The sequence below is a fragment of the Actinomycetospora straminea genome (assembly GCF_028737255.1).
Lineage (GTDB): Bacteria > Actinomycetota > Actinomycetes > Mycobacteriales > Pseudonocardiaceae > Actinomycetospora > Actinomycetospora straminea.
Genome location: NZ_JAQZAN010000018.1, coordinates 88102 through 110987 on the forward strand (window position 1 = coordinate 88102; position 22886 = coordinate 110987).

At 74.4% G+C, this 22886-nt stretch carries 21 protein-coding genes; 17 read left to right on the forward strand and 4 right to left on the reverse strand.

Going from position 1 to position 22886, the window contains the following annotated elements; genetic code table 11:
• Positions 1–26: 26 nt before the first annotated feature.
• Complete coding sequence (locus tag PH190_RS22455; RefSeq protein ID WP_274233741.1) at positions 27–2882, reverse strand: aconitate hydratase; 2856 nt, start codon at positions 2880–2882, stop codon at positions 27–29.
• Positions 2883–3276: 394 nt separating this feature from the next.
• Between PH190_RS22455 and PH190_RS22460 the strand changes: the two genes are divergently transcribed.
• From PH190_RS22460 to PH190_RS22475, 4 genes are all read left to right on the forward strand, one after another.
• Entirely contained in the window at positions 3277–4629 is a 1353-nt protein-coding gene (locus PH190_RS22460; protein WP_274233742.1) for an NlpC/P60 family protein, read from the forward strand.
• Between the two features lie 119 nt (positions 4630–4748).
• On the forward strand, positions 4749–5816 hold the full coding sequence (locus tag PH190_RS22465) for an AAA family ATPase (protein ID WP_274233743.1): 1068 nt from the start codon (positions 4749–4751) through the stop codon (positions 5814–5816).
• On the forward strand, positions 5813–6919 hold the full coding sequence (locus PH190_RS22470; RefSeq protein WP_420791693.1) for a DUF58 domain-containing protein: 1107 nt from the start codon (positions 5813–5815) through the stop codon (positions 6917–6919). Before PH190_RS22465 ends, PH190_RS22470 begins: the two co-directional genes overlap by 4 nt.
• Positions 6919–7890 (forward strand): VWA domain-containing protein, encoded by a 972-nt coding sequence (locus PH190_RS22475; RefSeq protein WP_274233744.1) that lies wholly within the window; start codon positions 6919–6921, stop codon positions 7888–7890. The genes PH190_RS22470 and PH190_RS22475 overlap by 1 nt, the downstream gene beginning before the upstream one ends.
• Here PH190_RS22475 and PH190_RS22480 read toward each other — a convergent pair.
• Positions 7887–9026, reverse strand: a complete 1140-nt coding sequence (locus tag PH190_RS22480) for an alpha/beta hydrolase fold domain-containing protein (protein WP_274233745.1) — start codon at positions 9024–9026, stop codon at positions 7887–7889. The genes PH190_RS22475 and PH190_RS22480 overlap by 4 nt on opposite strands.
• A gap of 170 nt (positions 9027–9196) precedes the next feature.
• Between PH190_RS22480 and PH190_RS22485 the strand changes: the two genes are divergently transcribed.
• The 3 genes from PH190_RS22485 (at position 9197) to PH190_RS22495 (ending at position 11843) form a co-directional block, all read left to right on the forward strand.
• Complete coding sequence (locus PH190_RS22485; protein ID WP_274233746.1) at positions 9197–9901, forward strand: beta-ketoacyl-ACP reductase; 705 nt, start codon at positions 9197–9199, stop codon at positions 9899–9901.
• A 41-nt stretch (positions 9902–9942) separates the two neighbouring features.
• On the forward strand, positions 9943–10710 hold the full coding sequence (fabI, locus tag PH190_RS22490) for an enoyl-ACP reductase FabI (protein ID WP_274233747.1): 768 nt from the start codon (positions 9943–9945) through the stop codon (positions 10708–10710).
• A 62-nt stretch (positions 10711–10772) separates the two neighbouring features.
• On the forward strand, positions 10773–11843 hold the full coding sequence (locus PH190_RS22495) for a ferrochelatase (RefSeq protein WP_274233748.1): 1071 nt from the start codon (positions 10773–10775) through the stop codon (positions 11841–11843).
• On the opposite strand, the gene PH190_RS22500 is transcribed toward PH190_RS22495, so the two are convergent.
• Positions 11840–12094 (reverse strand): hypothetical protein, encoded by a 255-nt coding sequence (locus PH190_RS22500; protein WP_274233749.1) that lies wholly within the window; start codon positions 12092–12094, stop codon positions 11840–11842. The two genes, PH190_RS22495 and PH190_RS22500, sit on opposite strands and share 4 nt — an antisense overlap.
• Positions 12095–12309: 215 nt before the next feature.
• On the opposite strand from PH190_RS22500, the gene PH190_RS22505 reads away from it, so the two are divergent.
• Genes PH190_RS22505 through PH190_RS22515 form a run of 3 tightly spaced genes read left to right on the forward strand, consistent with a single transcriptional unit; the run spans position 12310 to position 14918 of the window.
• Positions 12310–13134, forward strand: coding sequence for an N-acyl homoserine lactonase family protein (locus PH190_RS22505; protein WP_274233750.1), 825 nt, complete (start codon positions 12310–12312; stop codon positions 13132–13134).
• A 16-nt stretch (positions 13135–13150) separates the two neighbouring features.
• The gene (locus PH190_RS22510; protein ID WP_274233751.1) at positions 13151–14443 is read left to right on the forward strand and encodes a hydroxyacid-oxoacid transhydrogenase; all 1293 of its coding nucleotides are present in this window, start codon (positions 13151–13153) and stop codon (positions 14441–14443) included.
• A gap of 4 nt (positions 14444–14447) precedes the next feature.
• Positions 14448–14918, forward strand: a complete 471-nt coding sequence (locus PH190_RS22515) for an FmdB family zinc ribbon protein (protein ID WP_274233752.1) — start codon at positions 14448–14450, stop codon at positions 14916–14918.
• Between the two features lie 93 nt (positions 14919–15011).
• On the opposite strand, the gene PH190_RS22520 is transcribed toward PH190_RS22515, so the two are convergent.
• Positions 15012–15803 (reverse strand): hypothetical protein, encoded by a 792-nt coding sequence (locus PH190_RS22520; RefSeq protein WP_274233753.1) that lies wholly within the window; start codon positions 15801–15803, stop codon positions 15012–15014.
• A 146-nt stretch (positions 15804–15949) separates the two neighbouring features.
• On the opposite strand from PH190_RS22520, the gene PH190_RS22525 reads away from it, so the two are divergent.
• From PH190_RS22525 to PH190_RS22555, 7 genes are all read left to right on the forward strand, one after another.
• Complete coding sequence (locus PH190_RS22525) at positions 15950–16897, forward strand: DUF3097 family protein (RefSeq protein ID WP_274233754.1); 948 nt, start codon at positions 15950–15952, stop codon at positions 16895–16897.
• Positions 16898–16938: 41 nt separating this feature from the next.
• Positions 16939–17463, forward strand: a complete 525-nt coding sequence (locus PH190_RS22530; protein ID WP_274233755.1) for an NfeD family protein — start codon at positions 16939–16941, stop codon at positions 17461–17463.
• Complete coding sequence (locus PH190_RS22535; protein ID WP_274233756.1) at positions 17463–18641, forward strand: SPFH domain-containing protein; 1179 nt, start codon at positions 17463–17465, stop codon at positions 18639–18641. The genes PH190_RS22530 and PH190_RS22535 overlap by 1 nt, the downstream gene beginning before the upstream one ends.
• Before the next feature lie 30 nt (positions 18642–18671).
• Positions 18672–20330, forward strand: coding sequence for a glutamate--tRNA ligase (locus PH190_RS22540; protein WP_274233757.1), 1659 nt, complete (start codon positions 18672–18674; stop codon positions 20328–20330).
• Between the two features lie 30 nt (positions 20331–20360).
• Positions 20361–21158: an alpha/beta fold hydrolase gene (locus PH190_RS22545; protein WP_274233758.1), complete on the forward strand. Its 798-nt coding sequence runs from the start codon at positions 20361–20363 to the stop codon at positions 21156–21158.
• Positions 21159–21243: 85 nt separating this feature from the next.
• Positions 21244–21720 (forward strand): hypothetical protein, encoded by a 477-nt coding sequence (locus PH190_RS22550; RefSeq protein ID WP_274233759.1) that lies wholly within the window; start codon positions 21244–21246, stop codon positions 21718–21720.
• Positions 21721–21740: 20 nt separating this feature from the next.
• Positions 21741–22787: a DUF3616 domain-containing protein gene (locus PH190_RS22555; protein ID WP_274233760.1), complete on the forward strand. Its 1047-nt coding sequence runs from the start codon at positions 21741–21743 to the stop codon at positions 22785–22787.
• Positions 22788–22886 lie beyond the last annotated feature (99 nt).

Below are 22886 nucleotides of genomic sequence, written 5' to 3' on the forward strand. Positions count from 1 at the left end.
GTTCGCTCGTTCAGGCCGGGGCTCGCTCAGCCCAGCATCTTGCGCAGCACGTAGGGCAGGATGCCGCCGTTGCGGTAGTACGCCGCCTCGCCCGGGGTGTCGATGCGCAGGCGGGCGTCGAACTCGATCGCGTCGCCGCCGTCGGCCGGTGTCGCCGTCACGTGGACGGTGTCGGGCACCTCGCCGTCGTTGAGCGCCGTGACCCCGCTGATCGCGAAGGTCTCGGTGCCCGACAGGCCCAGCGAGTCCGCGTTCTGCCCCTCGGGGAACTGCAGCGGCAGCACGCCCATGCCGACGAGGTTCGAGCGGTGGATGCGCTCGTAGGACTCGGCGATGACCGCGCGGACGCCGAGCAGCGTCGTACCCTTGGCCGCCCAGTCACGCGACGAGCCCGAGCCGTACTCCTTGCCCGCCAGCACGACGAGCGGGGTGCCGGCCTCGGCGTAGTTCATCGCCGCGTCGTAGACGTAGGCCTGCTCGCCGCCCCGGGTGTAGTCGGCGGTCCAGCCGCCCTGGGGCAGCTCCTCGCCGTCGCCGGTGGTCAGCAGGTTGCGCAGCCGGATGTTGGCGAAGGTGCCGCGGATCATCACCTCGTGGTTGCCGCGGCGCGAGCCGTAGGAGTTGAAGTCCTTGCGCTCGACGCCGTGCTCCTTGAGGTACTGACCGGCCGGCGACTCCTCCTTGATCGACCCCGCGGGGGAGATGTGGTCGGTGGTCACCGAGTCGCCCAGCTTGAGCAGCACGCGGGCACCGTCGATGTCCGACACCTCGCCCCGCTCGCGCGACATGCCCTCGAAGTACGGGGGCTTGCGCACGTAGGTCGAGGACTCGTCCCAGGTGAACGTCTCGCCCTCGGGGGTGGGCAGCGAGGTCCAGCGCTCGTCGCCGGCGAAGACGTCGGCGTAGCCCTCGGTGAACTGCTCGGGCGAGAGCGCCGAGGCGATGACGTCCTGGATCTCCTGCGGCGAGGGCCAGATGTCCTCGAGCGTCACCGGGTTGCCGTCGCTGTCGTGGCCCAGCGGCTCGGTGGCGAGGTCGAGGTCCATCGTCCCGGCCAGCGCGTACGCGACGACCAGCGGCGGGCTCGCCAGGTAGTTCATCTTGACGTCGGGGTTGATCCGGCCCTCGAAGTTGCGGTTGCCCGAGAGCACCGCGGTGACCGCGAGGTCCTCGTCGTTGACGGCCTGCGAGATCTCCTCGGGCAGCGGTCCCGAGTTGCCGATGCAGGTCGTGCAGCCGTAGCCGACGAGGTTGAAGCCGAGCTTCTCGAGGTAGGGCAGCAGGCCCGAGCGTTCGTAGTAGTCCATGACGACCTTGGAGCCCGGGGCCAGCGAGGTCTTCACCCACGGCCGGCGCTCGAGGCCCTTCTCGACGGCGTTGCGGGCCAGCAGGGCCGCGCCGACCATCACCGAGGGGTTCGACGTGTTGGTGCACGACGTGATCGCCGCGATCGTCACCGCGCCGTGGTCGAGCTCGAGCTGGGTGCCGTCCGAGAGGGTCACCGGCGTGGGGTGCGACGGACGACCGCCCGGGTCGGCCGGCTGGCGGTGGACCAGCGGCTTGTCGGCGTCGCCGTTGGGGTGCTCCGCGGGCGGGTCGGAGGCCGGGAACGATTCGCTGTCGGACTCCTCGGACTGGCTGCGGGGCTGCTCGTCGTCGGAGACGTAGTCCGGCAGCGACGCCCGGAACGACTCCTTGGCAGTGTCCAGGCGGATGCGGTCCTGCGGGCGCTTCGGGCCGGCGATCGACGGGACGACCGTCGAGAGGTCCAGCGAGAGCGTCTCGGAGTAGTCCGCCTCGGCCTGCGGGTCGTGCCAGAGGCCCTGCTCCTTGCAGTAGGCCTCGACGAGCGCGACCTGCTCGTCGTCGCGGCCGGTGAAGCGCAGGTAGTTCAGCGTCTCGTCGTCGATCGGGAAGATCGCGCAGGTGGAGCCGAACTCCGGGCTCATGTTGCCGATCGTGGCGCGGTTGGCCAGCGGCACCGCGCCGACGCCCTCGCCGTAGAACTCGACGAACTTCCCGACGACGCCGTGCTCGCGCAGCATCTCGGTGATCGTGAGGACGAGGTCGGTGGCCGTGGCGCCGGCGGGGAGCTCCCCGGAGAGCTGGAAGCCGACGACCTTCGGGATGAGCATCGAGACCGGCTGGCCGAGCATGGCCGCCTCGGCCTCGATGCCACCGACGCCCCAGCCCAGCACGCCCAGGCCGTTGACCATCGTGGTGTGCGAGTCGGTGCCGACGAGCGTGTCGGGGTACGCCTGGCCGCCACGGCTCATGACCACGCGCGCCAGGTGCTCGATGTTGACCTGGTGGACGATGCCGGTGCCCGGCGGGACGACCTTGAACTCGTTGAACGCCGTCTGGCCCCAGCGCAGGAACTTGTAGCGCTCCTCGTTGCGCTGGTACTCCAGCTCGACGTTGCGCTCGAAGGCGTCCGGGGTGCCGAAGAGGTCGGCGACGACGGAGTGGTCGATGACGAGCTCGGCGGGCGCGAGCGGGTTCACGCTCGACGCGTCGCCGCCCAGCTCGGTGACGGCCTCCCGCATCGTGGCGAGGTCGACGATGCAGGGGACGCCGGTGAAGTCCTGCATGACGACGCGGCCGGGGACGTACTGGATCTCGGTGTCCGGCTCGGCGGTGGGGTCCCACTCGGCGAGCGCCCGGATCGAGGCCTCGGTGGTGACGAGACCGTCCTCGGTCCGCAGGAGGTTCTCGAGCAGCACCTTGAGGCTGAAGGGCAGGCGCTGCGAGCCCTCGACCGCGGAGAGCCGGAAGATCTCGTAGGACTGGCCCCCGACCTCCAGGCTGCCCTGGGCGCCGAACGAGTCGACGCTCTGCGGCGCGGCCGTCGATACGCCGTCGGACTGGTCTGGCGAGTTCACGGGCACGTTCCTCCTTGTTTCCTCACGGCCGCGGCGAGTGGCGTTCACGCGCGACCGGGGTCGCTCCTCGTCCCGGCGGCGTCGTCGAGGTGGTCCCGGACCGTCCCCTCCTGGCGGGGCCGGCCGAGGCCCGTGCGGAGTGGTGGTCCGCCGACGCTCGACCCGGGGGTCGGGCGGGAGTCTCGCGCACCCTCGCGGTGCCCGCACCCCCGCCCTCACCAGCCTACGACCGGGTACCCCGACGAGCCCTCCGTCGCGCACCCCGTCGGGACCGATCGGGGCCCCCGGGCGGGCGATCCACGCCACACCGCCGCGTGTCGGAGCCCGACGACGGCTCCGGTGACCGGGAGGCTCCGGGCGCTCGTGCCGGCCGGTCGACGGGGGAGGAGGCGGCGTGCGCGCGCTCGTGACCGTCCCGGCCCTGCTCGCGGCCGTGCTGACCGTCGCGCTGGCCGCGACCCTGCTGCTCGTCCCGGTCGCCGTGGCCGGCCCCGCACCACCGACCCCGGCGCCCGGTCCCGCCGCGTCGGAGGACCCGTCCGACGACGCCGGCTCGCTCGTCGCCCGGATCGCCACCGCGCGCGCCGCGCTGGACGCCCTGACCGCCGACGTCGGCCAGCGCCAGGAGCTCGCCAACCGGGCCCTCGCCGACGAGGCCGCCGCCCGGGCGCGCGCCGACGACGCCCGGCGGGTGGCCGAGGAGAGCCGCCGGGGGGCCGACGTCGCCGCCGCGGACGCCGAGCGGGCACGCACCGAGGTCGACGCGTGGGTGGCGGCGTGGTTCCAGCAGGCCGACGTCCTGGGGCCGCTCTCGGTGCTGTCGGGCTCGGCGGGTCCCGACGACGTCGCCGAGCGCGCCCACCTGCGCGACGTCGTCACCGCCGACCAGCGCGCCGCGCTCGAGCGCGCCGAGCACGCGCGGATCGAGGCCGCCAACGCCGACTCGCGGGCCCGCGCGGCCCGGATCGTCGCCGACGCCGAGGCGGTGCGCGCCGCCGACGCCCGCACCGCCGCCGAGGCCGAGGTCGCCCGGGTGCGCGCCGACGCCGACGCCCAGCAGGCGCAGCTCGCCCAGCTCACCGCCGAGCGCGACGCCGCCGAGGGCCGCCTGCGCGCGCTCGAGGACGCCGACCCCGAGCTCGCCGCCCAGCGCGACCGCGCCGCGGCCTTCGACGCCGCCGCCACCGAGCGCGACGCCGCCCGCGACGTCCGGGTCCGCGACACCGCACGCGCCGGGCTCCTGCGCGTCGGCCCGGCCCGCACCGAGACCGAGGACCCGCTGGCGGCGGCCGGCATCGCCACCGACGGGATGTCCGACACCGTCGAGCAGGTGCTGGCGCGCGCGCTGTCGCAGCTCGGTGTCGTCTACGCCTGGGGCGGCGGGAACGTCGACGGGCCGACGCAGGGTATCCGCGACGGCGGCGAGGCCGACGCCCACGGCGACTACCGGAAGACGGGCTTCGACTGCTCCGGGCTGATGATCTACGCCTTCGCCGCCGCCGGGAAGGACCTCCCGCACTACAGCGGCTACCAGGCCGAGGCCGGGCGCCGGGTGCCGCTGGCCGAGCGGAAGCCCGGGGACCTCCTGTTCTGGGCCGACGACGACGGCGCGGGCGCGGTGCACCACGTCGCGCTCTACCTCGGGGACGACCAGATGGTCGAGGCGCCCGAGTCGGGCAAGACCGTCCGCATCACCCCGGTGCGGATGAACGCGGAGATCCTCCCGACCGTCACGCGACTCGTCTGACCTGTTCACCGCCCCCACACCGGCCGCCCGGTTGCCTGGGAGGGCGACGGGTAGCGTGCCGCCGGAGGACGTCCACGTCCGGTGTGGGCGGGAGAGACCGCAGTCGGGGAGGAACACCGGTGACCGAGCCCGGTAGCGAGCAGCAGGGCCAGACGGGGCCGGCGGGACCTTCGACGCCCGCGCACGACGCCGAGCAGCTCGAGCGCACGGTGCTCGAGGTCAAGCGCGTCATCGTCGGTCAGGACCGCCTCGTCGAGCGCATGCTCGTCGGCCTCCTGGCCAAGGGCCACCTGCTGCTGGAGGGCGTGCCCGGCGTCGCCAAGACGCTCGCGGTGGAGACGTTCGCGCGGGTGGTCGGCGGGTCGTTCGCCCGCATCCAGTTCACGCCCGACCTCGTGCCCGCCGACATCCTCGGCACGCGCATCTACCGTCAGGGCCGCGAGGAGTTCGACGTCGAGCTCGGCCCGGTCGTGTCGAACTTCGTGCTCGCCGACGAGATCAACCGCGCGCCGGCGAAGGTGCAGTCCGCGATGCTCGAGGTGATGGCCGAGCGCCACGTCTCCATCGGCGGCCAGACCCACCCGATGCCCGACCCGTTCCTCGTGCTCGCCACGCAGAACCCCATCGAGAACGAGGGTGTCTACCCGCTGCCCGAGGCGCAGCGCGACCGCTTCCTGTTCAAGATCCTCGTCGAGTACCCGACGGCCGACGAGGAGCGCGAGATCGTCTACCGGATGGGCGTGAGCCCGCCGTCGCCGCACCGCGTCCTCGACCCCGGCGAGCTGCGCCGCCTCCAGGACGTCGCCGCGCAGGTCTTCGTCCACCACGCGCTCGTGGACTACGTCGTGCGCCTCGTCGTCGCGACCCGCTCGCCCGCGGAGCACGGCATGGCCGACGTCGGCGGCTGGGTCGCCTACGGCGCCTCGCCGCGCGCGTCGCTGGGGATCATCGCGGGGGCCCGCGCGCTCGCGCTGGTGCGCGGGCGGGACTACGTGCTGCCCCAGGACGTCGTCGACATCGCGCCCGACGTGCTGCGCCACCGCCTGGTGCTGTCCTACGACGCGCTGGCCGACGGGGTGCCCGTCGACCACGTCGTCACCCGCGTGCTGCAGACCGTGCCGCTGCCGCAGGTGTCGGCCCGTCCCGTGGGGATGGGGCCGGCGCCCGTGCCGGCGGCGGGTCGGTGACGACCCCCGGGGACCCGCCGCCCGACGACACACCTTCGGCCCGGGTCCCCGAGCCCGACCCGCGGCCGCCGAGCGGGCCGCCCCCCACGACGCCCGCGGGTGAGCCCCGCCCGTCCTGGGCGCCGCCGCCGACCTCGCCCGTCCCCGCGGGCGGCGAGGTCGCGGGCGAGGCCACGCAGGCGCGGCTGGCGGCCTCGCTGCGCACCCTCGAGCTCACCGTCCGGCGCCGCCTCGACGGGCTGCTGCAGGGCAACCACCTCGGGCTCGTCCCGGGCCCGGGCACCGAGCCGGGGGAGCCGCGGCTCTACCAGCCCGGCGACGACGTGCGGCGCATGGACTGGGCGGTCACCGCGCGCACCACCGAGCCCCACATCCGCGAGACCATCGCCGACCGCGAGCTCGAGACCCAGCTCGTCGTCGACCTCTCGCCGAGCCTCGACTTCGGCACCGCCGCCTGCGAGAAGCGGGACCTGGCGGTGGCCGCGTGCGCCGCGGTCGTTCACCTCACCCGCGGCGGCGGCAACCGGGTCGGCGCCGTCGTCGCCACCGGGGACCGCACGCTGCGCCTGCCCGCCCGCGGCGGCGAGACCGCGGCCCGCGAGCTGCTGCGCCGCATCGCCGCCACCCCGCCCGCGCCCGAGGGCACGCGCGGCGACCTGCCCGGCGCGCTCGAAGCGCTGCGCCGCCCGCCGCGACGGCGCGGGCTGGTCGTGGTCGTGAGCGACTTCCTCGGCGACGTGGACTGGGAGCGCGCGCTGCGGGCCCTGCGCGCGCGCCACGACCTGCTCGCCGTCGAGGTCGTCGACCCCCGCGACGAGGAGCTCCCCGACGTCGGCACCGTCGTGCTCGCCGACCCCGAGACCGGCCGCCGCCGCGAGGTCACCACCACCCCGACCCTGCGCCGGCGCTTCGCCGCCGAGGCCGCCGCCCACCGCGGGCGCGTCGCGGCGGCCCTGCGCGGCTGCGGCGCCGGGCACCTCGTGCTGCGCACCGACCGCGACTGGATCGCCGACGTGGTCCGGTTCGCGGTGGCCCGCAAGCGCGGCTGGTCGGGCGGCTCGTCGACGGGCATCGTGCCCACCCCGGCGGGGGCGACCCGCTGATGTTCGCGCACCCCTGGTGGTTCCTGCTCCTGATCGTGGTCGCCGCGCTCGCGGTCGGCTACTGGTGGATCAACCGGCGACGCCAGCGCTACACGATGCGCTTCACCAACCTCGCGCTGCTCGAGCGCGTCGCGCCGAAGGGGCCGGGCCGCTGGCGCCACGTGCCGATGGCGCTGGTGCTGGTGGCGCTGGTGCTCATGACGATCGCGCTGGCCGGGCCCCAGGGCACGGCCCAGGTGCCGCGCAACCGCGCGACGGTGATGCTGACGATCGACGTGTCGCTGTCGATGCGCGCCACCGACGTCGAGCCCTCGCGCCTGCAGGTCGCGCAGACCGCGGCCTCGGCGTTCGCCGACCAGCTCCCGGCCGGGATCAACCTCGGCCTGTCGTCGTTCGCCGCGACCCCGAGCACGCTCGTCACGCCCACCACCGACCGCCAGGCCGTGAAGAACGCGATCGGCAGCCTGCAGCTCGCGGAGTCGACGGGCACCGGCGACGCGATCCGCGCGAGCCTCGCCGCGATCCGGGCGTTCGGCAGCCAGATCCGGGGCCCCGAGGGCCCGCCGCCGGCCCGGATCATCCTGCTCTCGGACGGCAAGCAGACGACGCCGACCACCGACCCCGCCGACGACCGCGGCGCCTACCCGGCCGCCGCCGAGGCACGCGCCGCGGGTGTGCCGATCTCGGCGATCTCGTTCGGCACCGAGTACGGCGAGATCGAGATCGACGGCCGGCCGGTGTCCGTCGCGGTCGCCGACGACCAGATGCGCGAGATCGCCCAGCTCTCCGGCGGCGACTTCCGCCGCGCGTCGACCGAGCTCGACCTGCGCGAGACGTACGCGAACCTCGCCGAGCAGGTGGGCTACGAGGAACGCACCGTCGACCTCTCGGGGCGCTGGTTCCTCGCGGCCACGATCCTCGTCCTGCTCGGCGCGGGCACCGCGATCGTCACCGGCCAGCGGTTGCCCTAGACGTGGTCGACCGTCAGCCGGTCGACGAAGGCGCGGACGTCGGCGATCGCCGCGCGGTGCTCGCCGGGCAGCGCCTGGCGGAAGATCATCTCGGCGGCGTGGGTGATGCCGAGGTGCACCCGCCCCTCGGCCGGCACGCCGGCGGCGAGCAGCTGGCGGTAGTAGGCGAGCCCCTCGTCGCGCAGCGGGTCGAGCTCGTTGACGGTGATGACGTGCGGGGGGAGGCCCGCGAGGTCGTCGGTGGTGGCGAAGTACGGCCAGGCCAGCGGGTCCTCGGCGTGGCGGCCCTCCGGGTCGTACTGGGCGACCAGCAGGTCCATCAGCGCGCAGTTGATGAAGTAGCCGTCGTTCTCGATCATCGACGGGAGCTCGCGGAGCTTGCGCTCCCGGTCCCACGCGTAGCCGCCGCTGACGTAGGGCACCGAGGCGTACACGCCGTCGATCGCGTCGAGGTCGCCCGAGCGCTTGGCCCGCAGCGTCGTGGCCAGCACGAGGTTCGCGCCACCGGACTCGCCCTGCAGCACCAGGCGGGTCAGGCCCAGCTCGCCGCGCTGATCGTCGAGCCAGCGCACGGCCACCGCGCAGTCGTCGAGACCCGCGGGGAACGGGTGCGGGCCGAGCTCGGTCCACGCGTTGCGGAACCCGACGCGCGCCGTGACGACCCCGGTGAGGGCGAGCTCGCGGCACCAACGGTCGTGCACGCGGGTCTCCGCGTCGAGGATCGTCATGCCGCCGCCGTGGAGGTAGACGACGCACGGCAGCGGGCCCGCGACCCCGACCGGGCGGTAGAGGCGCAGGGGCACGAGGTGCCCGTCGGGCGAGGCCACCGAGGTGTCGGTGGTCTCGACGGCGTCGTCGGGCAGGTCGCCGGGCAGGTCGAGGGGGATGGTCGCGTAGAGGGCGCTGAACCCGGCGTGCAGCCCGCCGACGGCCTCGGCCACGGCCTCGCGCCCGGCCTCCCGTGTGATCGGGGGCTCGGCGGCCGGGCCGTCGAGGCCGACCGCGGCCAGCGCGGCCACGAGGTCGGGCTTGGCGCGCGGGTCGGTGCGCAGGTCGAGGGCGGGGTCACCGAGCCGGCCCGGCAGGGTCGGCCGGGCGGTCGGGTCGGTGGTCGACGGGGCATCGGTCGCGGACACGGGTCCTCCCGGGGTCGACGGCGGTGTTGATCGACTCGTGATCGACCCTATGGCGCGGCCCACACCGTTCCTAGCCCCGTTCGGCCGTGCTACCAGCGGGTTCGGCTGGGCCGCGGGGGAGGGGAGTGGGTAGCCTTCCGCCGCCCCACGCCCCGACGGAGAGGAGTCGCGTGAGCCGCGTCGTGCTGGTCACGGGAGGCAACCGCGGGATCGGGCTCGCCACCGCGCGCGAGCTCGCCGAGCGGGGCCACACGGTGGTGGTCACCCACCGGTCGGGCGAGCCGCCGGAGGGGCTGCACGGCGTGCAGGCCGACGTCACCGACTCCGCCGCGGTCGACGCCGCGTTCTCGCAGGTGGAGTCCGAGCACGGGCCGGTCGAGGTGGTCGTGTCCAACGCCGGCATCACCCGCGACGGCCTGCTCATGCGCATGCCCGAGGACGCGTTCACCGACGTGCTCGACGCCAACCTCACCGGCGCCTGGCGGGTCACCCAGCGCGCGATCCGCGGCATGGTCAAGGCCCGCTTCGGCCGCCTCATCTACATCTCCAGCGTCGTCGGGCTCACCGGCGCGCCCGGCCAGGCCAACTACGCCGCCTCGAAGGCGGGCCTCGTCGGGCTGGCGCGCTCCACCGCCCGCGAGCTGGGCGGGCGCGGGATCACCGCCAACGTCGTCGCCCCCGGCTACGTCGACACCGACATGACCGCCGAGCTCACCGACAAGCGACGCGAGGAGATCCTGGGGTCGATCCCGCTCGGTCGCACCGCCGCGCCGGAGGACATCGCCAAGGCCGTCGCCTGGCTCGCCTCCGACGACGCCGCCTACGTCACCGGCGCCGTGCTGCCGGTCGACGGCGGCATCGGCATGGGTCACTAGCACCGGCCACCAGTACCCATCCATCAGGGAGGAACGCGTCCGTGTCTGGACTGCTCGACGGCAAGCGCATCCTGGTCACCGGGATCATCACCGACGCCTCGATCGCGTTCCACGCGGCGAAGGCGGCCCAGGAGGCCGGCGCCACCGTGGTGCTCACCGGCTTCGGGCGCCTGTCGCTGGTCAAGCGCGTCGCGCAGCGCCTGCCGCAGGAGGCGCCGGTGATCGAGCTGGACGTGCAGGACCAGGAACACCTGGACGCCCTCGCCGACAACGTCCGGGAGCACGTCGACGGCCTCGACGGCGTCCTGCACTCCATCGGGTTCGCGCCGATGGACGCTCTCGGCGGCAACTTCCTGAACACCGAGTGGAAGGACGTCGCGACCGCGGTGGAGGTCTCGGCGTACTCCTTCAAGTCGCTCGCCATGGCCTGCAAGCCGCTGTTGGGCCGCGGGTCGTCGCTGGTCGGCATGGACTTCGACAACACCGTCGCCTGGCCCGGCTACGACTGGATGGGCGTCGCCAAGGCCGCGCTCGAGGCCACCACCCGCTACCTCGCGCGCGACCTCGGCCCCGAGGGCATCCGCGCGAACCTCGTCGCGGCCGGGCCGGTGCGCACCATGGCCGCGAAGTCGATCCCGGGCTTCGACACCTTCGAGGAGGCCTGGGTGCAGCGCTCGCCGCTGGGCTGGGACCTCGGCGACCCGACGCCGGTCGCGAGGACCATCTGCGCCCTGCTCTCGGACTGGCTGCCCGCCACCACCGGCGAGGTCGTCCACGCCGACGGCGGCTACCACGCGATGGGCGCGTAGCCGGGGACGTCCGCGGAGGTCTCACCGTGTGGCCCCGTCGGCGGCGGGGGATGCTGGGACACGTGAGTGCCCCGCACACGGCCGACCCGGATGCCGTCCTGCTCCTGTCCTTCGGCGGCCCCGAGGGGCCCGACGAGGTGCGGCCGTTCCTCGAGAACGTGACGCGCGGGCGCGGGGTGCCGCCCGAGCGGCTCGACGCCGTCGAGGAGCACTACCAGCACTTCGGCGGCGTCAGCCCGATCAACGAGCTGAACCGCCGCCTCGTCGCCGACCTGTCGCGCGCGCTGCGCGAGGCCGGCCGCGACCTGCCCGTCTACTTCGGGAACCGCAACTGGCACCCCTTCGCCGAGGACACGGTGACCGCGATGGCCCGGGACGGCGTCCGCCGCGCCCTGGTCTTCGCGACGAGCGCCTACGGCGGCTACTCCGCCTGCCGGCAGTACCACGAGGACATCGCGCGGGCCCGCGAGGCGGCGATCGACCGCACCGGTGCGGCGCCGGACCTCGTGAAGCTCCGCCACTTCTACGACCACCCGCTGTTCGTCGCGTCGGTCGCCGACGGCGTCCGGGCCGCCCGCGAGCGCCTCGACGCGGGCCACGACGCCCGGCTGGTCTTCACCGCGCACTCGATCCCGGAGTCGGCCGACCGCACCGCCGGGCCGCCGGAGGAGGGCGGGCACCGCTACTCGCGGCAGATGGCCGAGGCCGCCCGGCTCGTCGCCGCGGCCGTCGACGCGCCCGAGCACGACCTCGTGTGGCAGTCGCGGTCCGGGCCGCCGCAGATGCCGTGGCTCGAGCCCGACATCGTCGACCACCTCTACGACCTGCACGACCGCGGCGTCGGTGCCGTGGTCGTCAGCCCGGTCGGGTTCGTGTCCGACCACCTCGAGGTCGTCTGGGACCTCGACAACGAGGCCGCCGAGCAGGCCGAGAAGCTGGGCATGGGGTTCGTCCGCGCAGCGAGCGCGGGGTCGGACCCGCGGTTCGTGGAGATGATCACCGAGCTGATCGCCGAGCAGGTCGACGGCGCCCCGGTCCGCGAGCTCGGCACCGCCCCGCGGGCGGGCGTGGGGTGCAACGGCGCCCTGTGCCACCCGGGCTGCTGCGAGCCCGTGAAGCACCCGTCGCGCTAGTCGCCTCCGCCGCCCGACGCCGCCAGGGCGGCGTGCCCGTGGCGGGCGTCCACGAGGGTCACGCGCGCGACCCGGCCGAGGACGCGGTGGCGCCGGCGGAGGGTGGTGCCACGGCCGTCGTCGAGGGTCCAGTCGATGCGTCCGGCGGATCCCTGGTCGGCGACGACGCGGATCGTCTCGTCACCTGCGGTCACCGTGTCGGCGGCGACGCCGAACGCCTGCTCGCGGTGCACCGCGACAGGAGCGACCACGGCGTCAACCTGCCCTGTTGTCACCCACCGTGACATCGATAGTCACCGATATGGAGCAGTGATCCCCCTCTCGGGGCTGCTCGCCGGCCGTGTTGCCGGTGATCGTGAGCATCGCTAGTGTCCGCCATCACGTGGTCGGCGATGCATGCATCGTCGGTGCAGCGGCCCGGCCGCGTTCCCCGATCGGCATGGCGGCAGAGCGGAGGCGCGCTGGAATGGCTGCGAGTGGCGAGATCAAGGTGACCATCCTGGACTGCGGGAAGATGACCGCGGACCTGACGTGGCTGCTGCTCAAGCCGGGGCGGTCGATCCGCCCCCGACAGATGCGCGACCAGCCCACCGAGTGGGCCGACGTCCCCACCCACACCGTCCTCGTCGAGACCCCCGACGGCACGATCCTCTGGGACACCAGCTGCCCGCGTGACTGGGAGGAGCGCTGGGGCCCGACGGGCCTGCAGGACTTCTTCCCGTACGAGAAGGTCAGCGAGGAGGAGTACCTCGACTCGCGCCTGAGCCAGATCGGCGTCTCGACCGACCAGATCGACTACGTCGTCCTCTCCCACCTGCACTTCGACCACTGCGGCAACGCCGACATGTTCAAGGACTCGTCGGCGAAGCTGATCTGCAGCGACAAGGAGAAGGACTGGGCCTTCGGCTTCGACGGCCTGTTCAACGGCGCCCACCTCAAGACCGACTACGAGGACCTGAACTGGGAGACGGTGTCGGGCGACACCGAGTTCCTCCCCGGCGTCACGCTGCTCCAGACCCCGGGGCACACGCCCGGCACCATGTCGATGCAGGTCGACCTCCCCGACAGCGGCACGATGATCTTCACGTCGGACGCCGTGTACATGGGGGAGAGCTACGGCCCGCCGACGACACCGGCCGCCATCGTCAACGACATGGGCCAGTTCTACTCGTCGGTCGAGAAGATCCGCGGCGTCGCCGAGAAGACGAACGCGACCGTGGTCTTCGGGCACGACGCCGAGCAGATCCACCAGCTCAAGACGGTGGGCAACGGCGGCGGCCACTACACCTGATCGGAGAGTCCTCCCGATGACCGTCCCCCCGGTCCCCACCGAAGAGTCCGTCTTCACGTGGGGCGCCCCGCCCCTGAAGTTCGGCGCCGGCGCCTGCGACGAGATCGGCTTCGACCTCGCCCAGTACGGCGCGAAGCGCATCCTCCTCATCACCGACCCGGGCATGCAGCAGACGGGCCTGCCCGACCGGATCGCCGACCAGATCCGGCGCTACGACATGACCGTCGAGATCTTCGACGGCGTGCACGTCGAGCCCACCGACGACTCGATGAACAAGGCCGTCGGCTACGCCTCCGAGCAGGGCCCGTGGGACGGGTTCGTCGCGGTCGGGGGCGGGTCGGCGATCGACACCGCCAAGGCCGTCAACCTGCTGACGACCTACCCCGGCGACCTGATGGACTACATCAACAAGCCGGTCGGCAAGGCGCAGGTCCCGCCGGGCCAGCTCAAGCCGCTGATCGCGGTGCCCACCACGGCGGGCACGGGCTCGGAGTCCACGGCGATGTGCATCCTCGACGTGCTCTCGCTGCGCGTGAAGACGGGCATCAGCCACTGGCGGCTGCGCCCGACGCTCGCCGTCGTCGACCCGCTGCTCACCATGACCCTGCCGCCGCAGGTCACCGCGGCGTCGGGCATGGACATCGTCTGCCACGCGCTCGAGTCGTACACCGCGCGCTGGTACACGTCGTTCGACCGCAAGAAGCCCGAGGAGCGGGTGACCTACTGCGGGTCGAACCCCGTGTCCGACCTGTGGTGCGAGAAGTCGATGTCGCTGCTGGCCCGCTCGTTCCGCACCGCGGTGGAGCGGGGCGACGAGGACGTCGACGCCCGCATGGACATGATGATGGCGGCGACGTTCGCCGGCATGGGCTTCGGCAACTCCGGGGTGCACATCCCGCACGCCAACGCCTACCCGATCGCCGGGCAGGTGCGGGACTTCCACCCGGCGGGCTACCCGCAGGACGAGCCGATGGTGCCGCACGGCATGTCGGTCTCGCTGACGGCGCCCGAGGCGTTCCGGTTCAGCTTCGAGTCCGCGCCCGACCGCCACATGGCGGCCGCGCGGTTGCTCGGGCCGAACGCGGAGACGCAGTCGAACGCGGCCGAGCAGCTGCCCCACGTGGTGACCGAGCTGATGCGCGACATCGACATCCCGAACGGGATCGGCGCGGTGGGCTTCGGCGAGGGCGACATCCCCGACCTCGTCGACGGGACGATGAAGCAGCAGCGGCTGCTCGCGACCTGCCCGCGGATGCCCACCGAGGACGACATCGCGGACATCTTCCGCAAGTCGATCGAGAACTGGTAGCCGCGTGCCGATCTACGACTACCGCTGCGGCTGCGGGGCCCGGTTCGACCGCCTGGTCGGGCTGGACGCGCCCGCGCCGGCGTGCCCGGAGTGCGGGGGCGAGACGCGCAAGGTGCCGTCCCGTCCCGCGCTCACCGGGACCGCCGACGCCGGCCTGTCCCAGGAGCAGATGCCGCAGACCTGGCGGGGCACCTACCACGGCAACCGGGAGTACGTCACCGGGATGCAGCGGAAGTGGGAGCAGCGCCAGCGCCTCGAGGCCAAGCACCCCGAGCTCCGCGGGGACACCCGCCCCGTGGCGGCGCACGAGGGGCGCTACGAGCAGGCGCCCCTGCGTGCGGGGGAGCCGTACCTGGGGCACTCCTCGGGGTCGTCGTCCGGTGAGTCCGCGCCGGCGAAGGAGTCCGGGGGCGGGTCGTCGTCCGGGCACGGTCACGGACATGGTCACGGGCACGGGCACGGTCACTCGCACTGAGCAGTGACCGAAGGACGCCCCCGCTGCGTGCGACGCAGCGGGGGCGTCGCTCGTTCCGGGGCGGCGATCGGTGACGCCGTCGCCCGACCCCGGTCAGGCGGCGGTCAGCGCCCGCACCGTCTCGGCGACGGCCGCGACGCGTGCCGCGCGCACGGCCGTGGCCAGCGGGCGCAGGGCGTCGGTGCGGGCGAGGGCGGCGGACGACGAGACGGCGCCGCCCGGGTCGTCGCCCGCGGCCGCGACGACGATCGCCTCGACCTCGTCGGCGTGCTGGAGCACCCGCAGCGGACGGCCCGGGGTGCCCGCCGGCCAGGTCGGGCGGGGTCGGCGGCGCAGCGCGTCGGCGATCTCCTCGCGCACCCCGGCGCGGGGGCGGGCGACGTCCATGGCGGCGAGCGTGTCGGCGGCGTCGCGGACCGAGCCGCGCAGGTCGTGCTCGGCGTCGGCGAGGCTGGGGTGCGCGGCGGGCGGAACGTCGTCGACGAGGTGCACGGTCCAGCGCAGCACGCCGTCGGCGACGGGGGAGGGCACGGCGGCGAGTCCCGCCCCGGCCAGCACCGCGCACTCGCCGGCGTCCATCGCCGCGATCCGCAGCGGGTCGGGCCCCGGCAGCCCGCGCACGTCGCCCGGCGCGGGCATGACGAGGCGCGCGTCGGGACCGAGCGGGCCGACGCGCTTCCGGGCGAGGACGAGCAGGGCCGCGAGGCCGGTGCCGGCGCGGTCCGGGGTCGGCAGGTCGGTGACCGCGGCGGCGGCCGTGTCGGCGGCGACGACGTCGTGGGCGTCGGACCACGGGGTCAGCGCGTCGAGGACGTCGTCGGCCGCGACCGAGCCGGCGAGCCACGCCGCGCTCCACACGGCCAGGGAGGCACTGGCACAAGGCACCCGATCAACGCTACCGCGGCTCCGGGCAGCGAGGGACGCCCCCGCTGCCTCCCACGCAGCGGACGTGACCCTCGCTGCCACGAGTCCGCGCGCCCACCAGCGTGTCGACCCCGGACGACTACCACGCACCGTTAGCGTCGCCGCTCGTGGCGAGGACGCAGGGTCGGGGGATGCACGGCTCGACCGGGGACCCCGGATTCCGCACGACCGGTGGGGCCGTGCGCCTGCCGGGGCGGGGAGGCTCGCCGTCATCGGGCGCCGGGCGCACCGGCGGTCTGCCGGGGCTCGCGCCGCACCGGCCGGCGCGCGAGGTGGTCTCGGTGGTCGCCGAGCCGGGGCTGGTCGTCGAGGACGCCGCCGAGACCTTCTGCGGGGCGGTGATCCGCGCCGACGTCCGCGAGGTCGTGCTGGAGGACTCGGCGGGCCGCCGCCGGCTGTTCCCCAACAAGCCCGCGGCGTTCCTGCACGAGGGACGGCCGGCGACGCTCGTGCCGCCCCAGCGCGCCGCGGGACCGGACGACGCCACCAGCCAGCAGCGCTCCGCGTCGGGGTCCCGGCGGGTGGAGAACGCCCGCGCGCGCACCGCGCTTCCGCACCGCATCTGGGTGGAGGGCCTGCACGATGCGGAGATCGTCGAGCGGGTCTGGGGTCACGACCTGCGCGTCGAGGGCGTCGTCGTCGAGCCCCTGCACGGGGCCGACGTGCTGGTGGAGGCCGCGCGCGAGTTCGGGCCCGGCCCGGACCGGCGGCTCGGGGTGCTCGTCGACCACCTGGTGACCGGTTCGAAGGAGTCGCGGATCGCCGAGGGCCTGCGCCGCGACCTCGGGCCCGCCGCCGCCCACGTGCTGGTGCTCGGGCACCCGTACATCGACATCTGGGAGGCCGTGAAGCCGCGCACGGTCGGGATCGAGGCGTGGCCGACGATCCCGCGCGGCATCGAGTGGAAGCGCGGTGTCTGCGAGGCGCTGGGCTGGGGTGACGAGCGGGCCGGGGCGCGCCGGGTGCTGTCGTCGGTGTCGACGTGGACGGACCTCGAGACCCCCCTCATCACCGCGATGGAGCAACTGATCGACTTCGTGACCGTGGGTGCCTGAATCCGCCCGTCGGACGAGTGGGGTCTGGCACACTCAGCAGGGTGATCCCGCTGCTGTGGGCGATCGCGGGGGTGGTGCTCGTCGCGGTCGAGCTCGTGACCGGCACCTTCGTGCTGCTCATGCTCGGGCTCGCCGCGCTCGTCACCGCCGGGGCCTCCGCGCTCGGCGCCCCGCTCGGGGTCGACGTCGCCGTGTTCGGGCTGTCGTCCCTGGTGCTGATCCTGCTCGCGCGCCCCGCGCTGCAGCGGCGGGTGCGCACCGACACCGCCGACGGTCGGGTCAACGCCGGCCCGCAGGCGCTGCTCGGCACCCAGGCCGAGGTCGTCGAGGCCATCACGCCGGGTGACGCCGGCACCGTGCGGATCAACGGCGCGCTCTGGACCGCCACGGCGCTGCACGACGACGCGGCGCTGCGGCCGGGCGCCGCCGTGGTCGTCGTCGACATCCGCGGGGCGACCGCCGTGGTGACCGGTACCGACCCGTCCGGCTCGACCTCGTCCGGCGGCCCGACCGGCGCCGACCCCGCGGCCCACCCGTCCCGCCCGCCCCTGCAGGGAGAGAGCTGATGGAGCCCGTCACGCTCGTGCTGTACGTGGTCATCGCCGCGGCGCTGATCCTCATCATCACGGCGGTGGTCAAGAGCATCACCGTCGTGCGCCAGGCCGAGGCCGCGGTGATCGAGCGGCTCGGGCGCTACCAGCGCACGGCGGCGCCGGGCCTGACGTTCCTGCTGCCGTTCATCGACCGCATCCGCGAGCGCGTCGCGCTCTGGGAGCAGGTCGTCTCGTTCCCGCCCCAGCCGGTGATCACCCAGGACAACCTGACGGTGTCGATCGACACCGTCGTGTACTACCAGGTCACCGAGCCGCGCGACGCGGTCTACGAGATCTCCGACTACATCAACGGCGTCCAGCAGCTGACCACGACGACGCTGCGCGACGTCGTCGGCGGCATGAGCCTGGAGGAGGCGCTGACCTCCCGCGAGACGATCAACTCGCGCCTGCGCCGGGCCCTCGACGACGCCACCGGACCGTGGGGTCTGCGGGTGGTGCGCGTCGAGCTCAAGGCCATCGACCCGCCGCCGTCGATCCAGGACTCGATGGAGCGGCAGATGAAGGCCGACCGCGAGAAGCGGGCGATGATCCTCACCGCCGAGGGCCACCGCGAGGCCGCGATCGCCGAGGCGCAGGGCAACAAGCAGGCCGCGATCCTGTCCGCCGAGGGCGCCAAGCAGGCGGCGATCCTCGGGGCCGAGGCCGACCGGCAGTCCACCATGCTCCGCGCCCAGGGCGAGCGGGCCGCGCAGTACTACCAGGCCCAGGGCGAGGCGAAGGCCATCGAGAAGACCTTCGCCGCGATCAAGGCCGGCCGCCCGACCCCGGAGCTGCTCGCCTACCAGTACCTGCAGACGCTGCCGCAGATGGCGCAGGGCGAGGCGAACAAGGTCTGGATGGTGCCGAGCGACTTCGGCAAGGCGCTCGAGGGCTTCACCCGCATGCTCGGGGCGCCCGGCGAGGACGGCGTCTTCCGCTACCAGCCCTCGCCCGAGGACGGGGCGGCGACGTCGCGGCCCGGCGCGGACGACCCCGACGTCGCCGACTGGTTCGACACCAGCACCGACCCCGAGATCGCCAAGGTCGTCGCGGCCGCCGAGCAGCGGGCCGACGCCGCCGTGGCGGAGCCGGAGTCGAACGGCACGGGCCGGCACGCGAGCGAGGGGGGTCTCCCGCCCGACAGCCTCTGAGCCGGGGACCACCTCGTAGGATCCGGTCCCATGCTCGACCGCGCCCTCGTCGACGGCCTGTTCCCGGACGACCTGCCCGAGCCCGCCGAGCTCGAGGAGCGCTACCCGCCGCGTGACCTGTCCGACGGTGCGCTGGTGACCCGCTTCGGCCCGAGCCCCACGGGGTTCGTCCACGTCGGCGGCCTGTACACCGCGATGGTGTCGCGCGACCTCGCGCACTCGACCGGCGGCGTCTACGTCCTGCGGATCGAGGACACCGACCAGAGCCGCGAGGTCGCGGGCGCCGACGAGCAGTTCCGGCGCGCGTTCGAGGCGTTCGACCTGGTGCCCGACGAGGGCGACGTCGCGCTCGACGAGCCGCGGGGCGACTACGGGCCCTACCACCAGTCGCAGCGCGCGGCGATCTACCAGACCTACGTGCGCGAGCTCATGCGCCAGGGCAAGGCCTACCCGGACTTCGCCAGCAAGGAGGAGCTCGCCCAGATCTCCGACGCGCAGCGGACGCTGAAGCTCCCGACCGGCTACTACGGCCGCTGGGCGCCGTGGCGCGACGCGAGCGAGGACGACGTGCGCGCCGCGCTGGACGCCGGCTCGCCCTGGGTGGCGCGGTTCCGGTCCGACGGCGTGGTGGGGGAGCGGTTCGCGTTCTCCGACCGCCTGCGCGGCCGGGTGGAGATGGAGGACAACCACAACGACGTGGTCATCCTCAAGTCGTCCGACAGCCCCGTGCGGCTGCCGACCTACCACTTCGCGCACGCCGTCGACGACCACCTCATGCGCACGACGCTGGTGGTGCGCACCGAGGAGTGGCTGTCGTCGGTGCCGGTGCACCGCCAGCTCTTCGCCGCACTCGGGTTCGACCCGGTCGACTACGCCCACCTCGCGCCGCTGATGAAGCAGGAGGGCGGCTCCAAGCGCAAGCTCTCCAAGCGCAAGGACGCCGAGGCGTCGGTCGACTTCTACCTCGAGGCCGGCTTCCCGGTGCCCGCCGTGCAGTACTACCTGCGCGGCCTCGCGAACCCGCGGCTCGCGGAGGTGCCGCTGCCCGAGGCGCTGGCGACCCCGCTGCGCCTCGACGAGTTCGGGCTCGCGGGCCCGCTGGTCGACACGGTGAAGCTGCGCGACATCGCCGCCGACCACGTCGCCACCCTGTCCGGGCCCGAGGTCCTCGCCGGCGTGCGGGCGTGGGCCGCCGAGTACGACCCCGAGATCGTCAAGGTCCTCGACGCGAACCCCGAGCTCGCGCTCGCCGCGATCGACGTCGAACGGGTCGGCGTCGAGAACCCGCGCAAGGACCTCGCGACCTGGTCGGACTTCCGCGACGCCTACGGCTTCTTCTTCCCGGAGCTCTTCACCGACGTCACCGACCCCGGCGACGACCGCTTCGGCGAGCTGGACCCGGAGCTGGTCCGCACGGTCGCCGCGGACCTGGCCGACACCTACGTCCACGAGGGCGACCAGCCGACGTGGTTCCAGCAGATCCGCGACCTGGCGAACCGGCACGGCTTCGCGCCCAACCCGAAGACGTACAAGAAGGACCCGGACGCCTATCCGGGCATGCTGCGCGACGCGGCCAACGTCGCCCGGGTCGCGATCACCGGCGCGCAGCGCAGCCCCGACCTCTACGAGGTCACCCGGGCCCTCGGCGCCGAGGAGGTCGTGCGCCGGCTGCGGGCCCTGCAGCGATGATTCGGGGGGTCGCGGCCCGTCTCTCCTGACGTGACCACCGAACAGATCACCGTGCAGACCACCACGACCCCCGACGGCATCGCCTACGACCGCGCCGGCCACGGCGGGCGGCCCGTGATCCTCGTCGACGGGCTGGGCCAGATGCGGGCCGTCGACGCGGGCACCCGGGCGCTGACCACGGCGCTGGCCGAGCGCGGCTTCGACGTCGTGCACCACGACCGGCCCGGCCGGGGCGACAGCGCCGGCGAGCCGCCCTTCACCCTCGCCGGCGAGGTGGCCGCGCTGCGGGTGCTCGTCGACGAGCTCGGCGGGCGCGCGGCGCTCTACGGCAGCTCCTCGGGGGCGGCGATCGCCCTGGCGGCGGCGGCCGCGATCCCCGGCGTCGACCGGCTGGTCCTCTGGGAGATCCCGCTGGACGTCGACGCCGACCCCGGGGCCGGGTGGGCGTTCCACGCCGGGATCGTCGAGCGGGCGGGCGACCCCGAGGCCGCGCTGCGCGCCGCGATGGGCTTCCTGCCGCCCGAGGTGCTCGACGGGATGCTGGCCGGCCCGGACGGCGACCGCTACCGGCGTCTGGCGCCCACGACCGCCGCCGACGCGGAGGCGCTCGCCCGGGCCCTGGACGGGTTGCGCGACGGCTCGCTCGCCGCGACGGTGACCGTGCCGACGACGCTGCTCACCGGCACCTCGACCTGGCCGTTCATGGCCGCGGCCGCCGACGCGCTCGCCGCGGCACTGCCCGACGCGCGGCGCGCCGAGGTCCCCGGGGCGGACCACGCCTGGGAGCCGGACGACATGGCCGCGGTGCTCGCCTCCGCCCTGGGGTGACCGGCGCACCTCGGCGGAACATTCCGGCGGCGTCGCGACGTCAGACGCGGCGAGATCATCCCGCCGAGCCACGACGAGGTGCGCCGTGCCCGCCCTGCCCACCGCCCTGCCCACCCAGCCCGCCCGGACTCCCGGCCGCCGACCAGCTGCCGTCCTGACCGCGGCCGACGCGCCGCCGGGCCGGCGCCGGGTCCTCGGCACCCTCGCGGTCGCCCTCGTCGCCGGCGGCCTGCTCGCCGGGTGCAGCGGCGGCTCGAGCACCTCGGTGAGCTGCCGGGGCGCCGACTGCCGGGCGACGGTCAGCGGCGCGCCGGTGGAGGTCGGCCAGCCGGACACGAACCAGTCGACGCGCTCGGCCCGCAGCACCAAGCGCCGGCCGCCCCGGGACAACGACGGCGTGGACTTCGGGGTCAACGCCATCGGCCCGGGCTGGGTCGACGTCGAGGACGACGGCCGCGTGACCCGCATCCCCCAGGGCGGCACCTTCGTCGAGGACGGGTCGACGGTGCGCCTGGAGTCGTCCGACGGCCGGACCGCCGTGTTCACGTTCCGCGCGCGGTGATCGGCGGTGATGATGGCGGGGTGGCCGACACCGTGAGCCCGCCCCTCCCCGTCCGCCTGCACCTCGGCGCGCACGCCCCCACCGCCGGCCTCGACCTCTCGGGCGTGGCCGTCGCGGGCGACACGATGTTCCTCGCCCCGGACGAGGGCTCCTCGTTGCTGCGGCTGCGCCGGGTGCCCGGGGGCTCGCTCGACTGGGAGGACCCGCAGGAGGTCCCGCTCCACGACGCGGTCGGGCTGCGCGGCACGCCCGAGGACGAGGTCGACGCCGAGGGCCTCGACGTGGTCGACGGCTGCCTGTGGGTCGCGGGGTCGCACAGCGCCAAGCGGCGGCGGATCCGGCCCGAGACCCCGACCGAGGACGTCGGCGAGCGGCTCGCGCGGGTGACGCCCGAGAAGTCCCGTCGCGTGCTGGCCCGGCTGCCGCTGCGCGAGGGACCGGACGGGCCGGTGACCGTGCCGGCGGGGGAGGAGGTGCGCGGGCTCGGGGTCGCGGCGCGCCTGCCGTCGGGCAAGCGCGGCCTCTGGGGTGCGCTGCGCGACGACGAGCACCTGGGCCCGTTCCTCGGCATCCCGGGCAAGGACAACGGGTTCGACGTCGAGGGCGTCGCCGTGCGCGACGCCGCGGCCGGCGGGGGCGTGGTGCTCGGGCTGCGCGGGCCGGTGCTGCGCGGGTGGGCGGTGCTGCTCGAGGTCGCGGTGCACGCGGACGGGACCGAGCTCGTGCTCGACGACATGGCGAAGTGCTTCGTGGACCTCGAGGGGCTGGGGGTGCGCGACCTCGCCCGCGACGGCGACGACCTGCTGGTCCTGGCCGGGCCCACGATGGTGCTCGACGGCCCCGCCCGCGTGCTGCGCCTGCCCGGCGGCGCCGCGGGCCCGCTGCCGCCGGCGATCCGGGCCGAGGAGCTGACGCTCGTCACCGAGGTCGCGGTGGGGCGGGGCTGCGACCGGCCGGAGGGTCTCGCCGCCCTGCCCGAGGGCCTGCTCGTCCTGCACGACACCCCCGCGCCCCACCGCCTCGACGGCGAGCACCTGGTGGGCGACCTGTGGGCTGCGCCCATGTGAGCAGAAAGAAGTGCTCCAGCACTTCTTTCTGCTCACGTGCGCGCAGCCCACCCGGCCTCTTGCCGCCGTGCGGGGTGGCTCCTAACGTGTGAGGTGGGT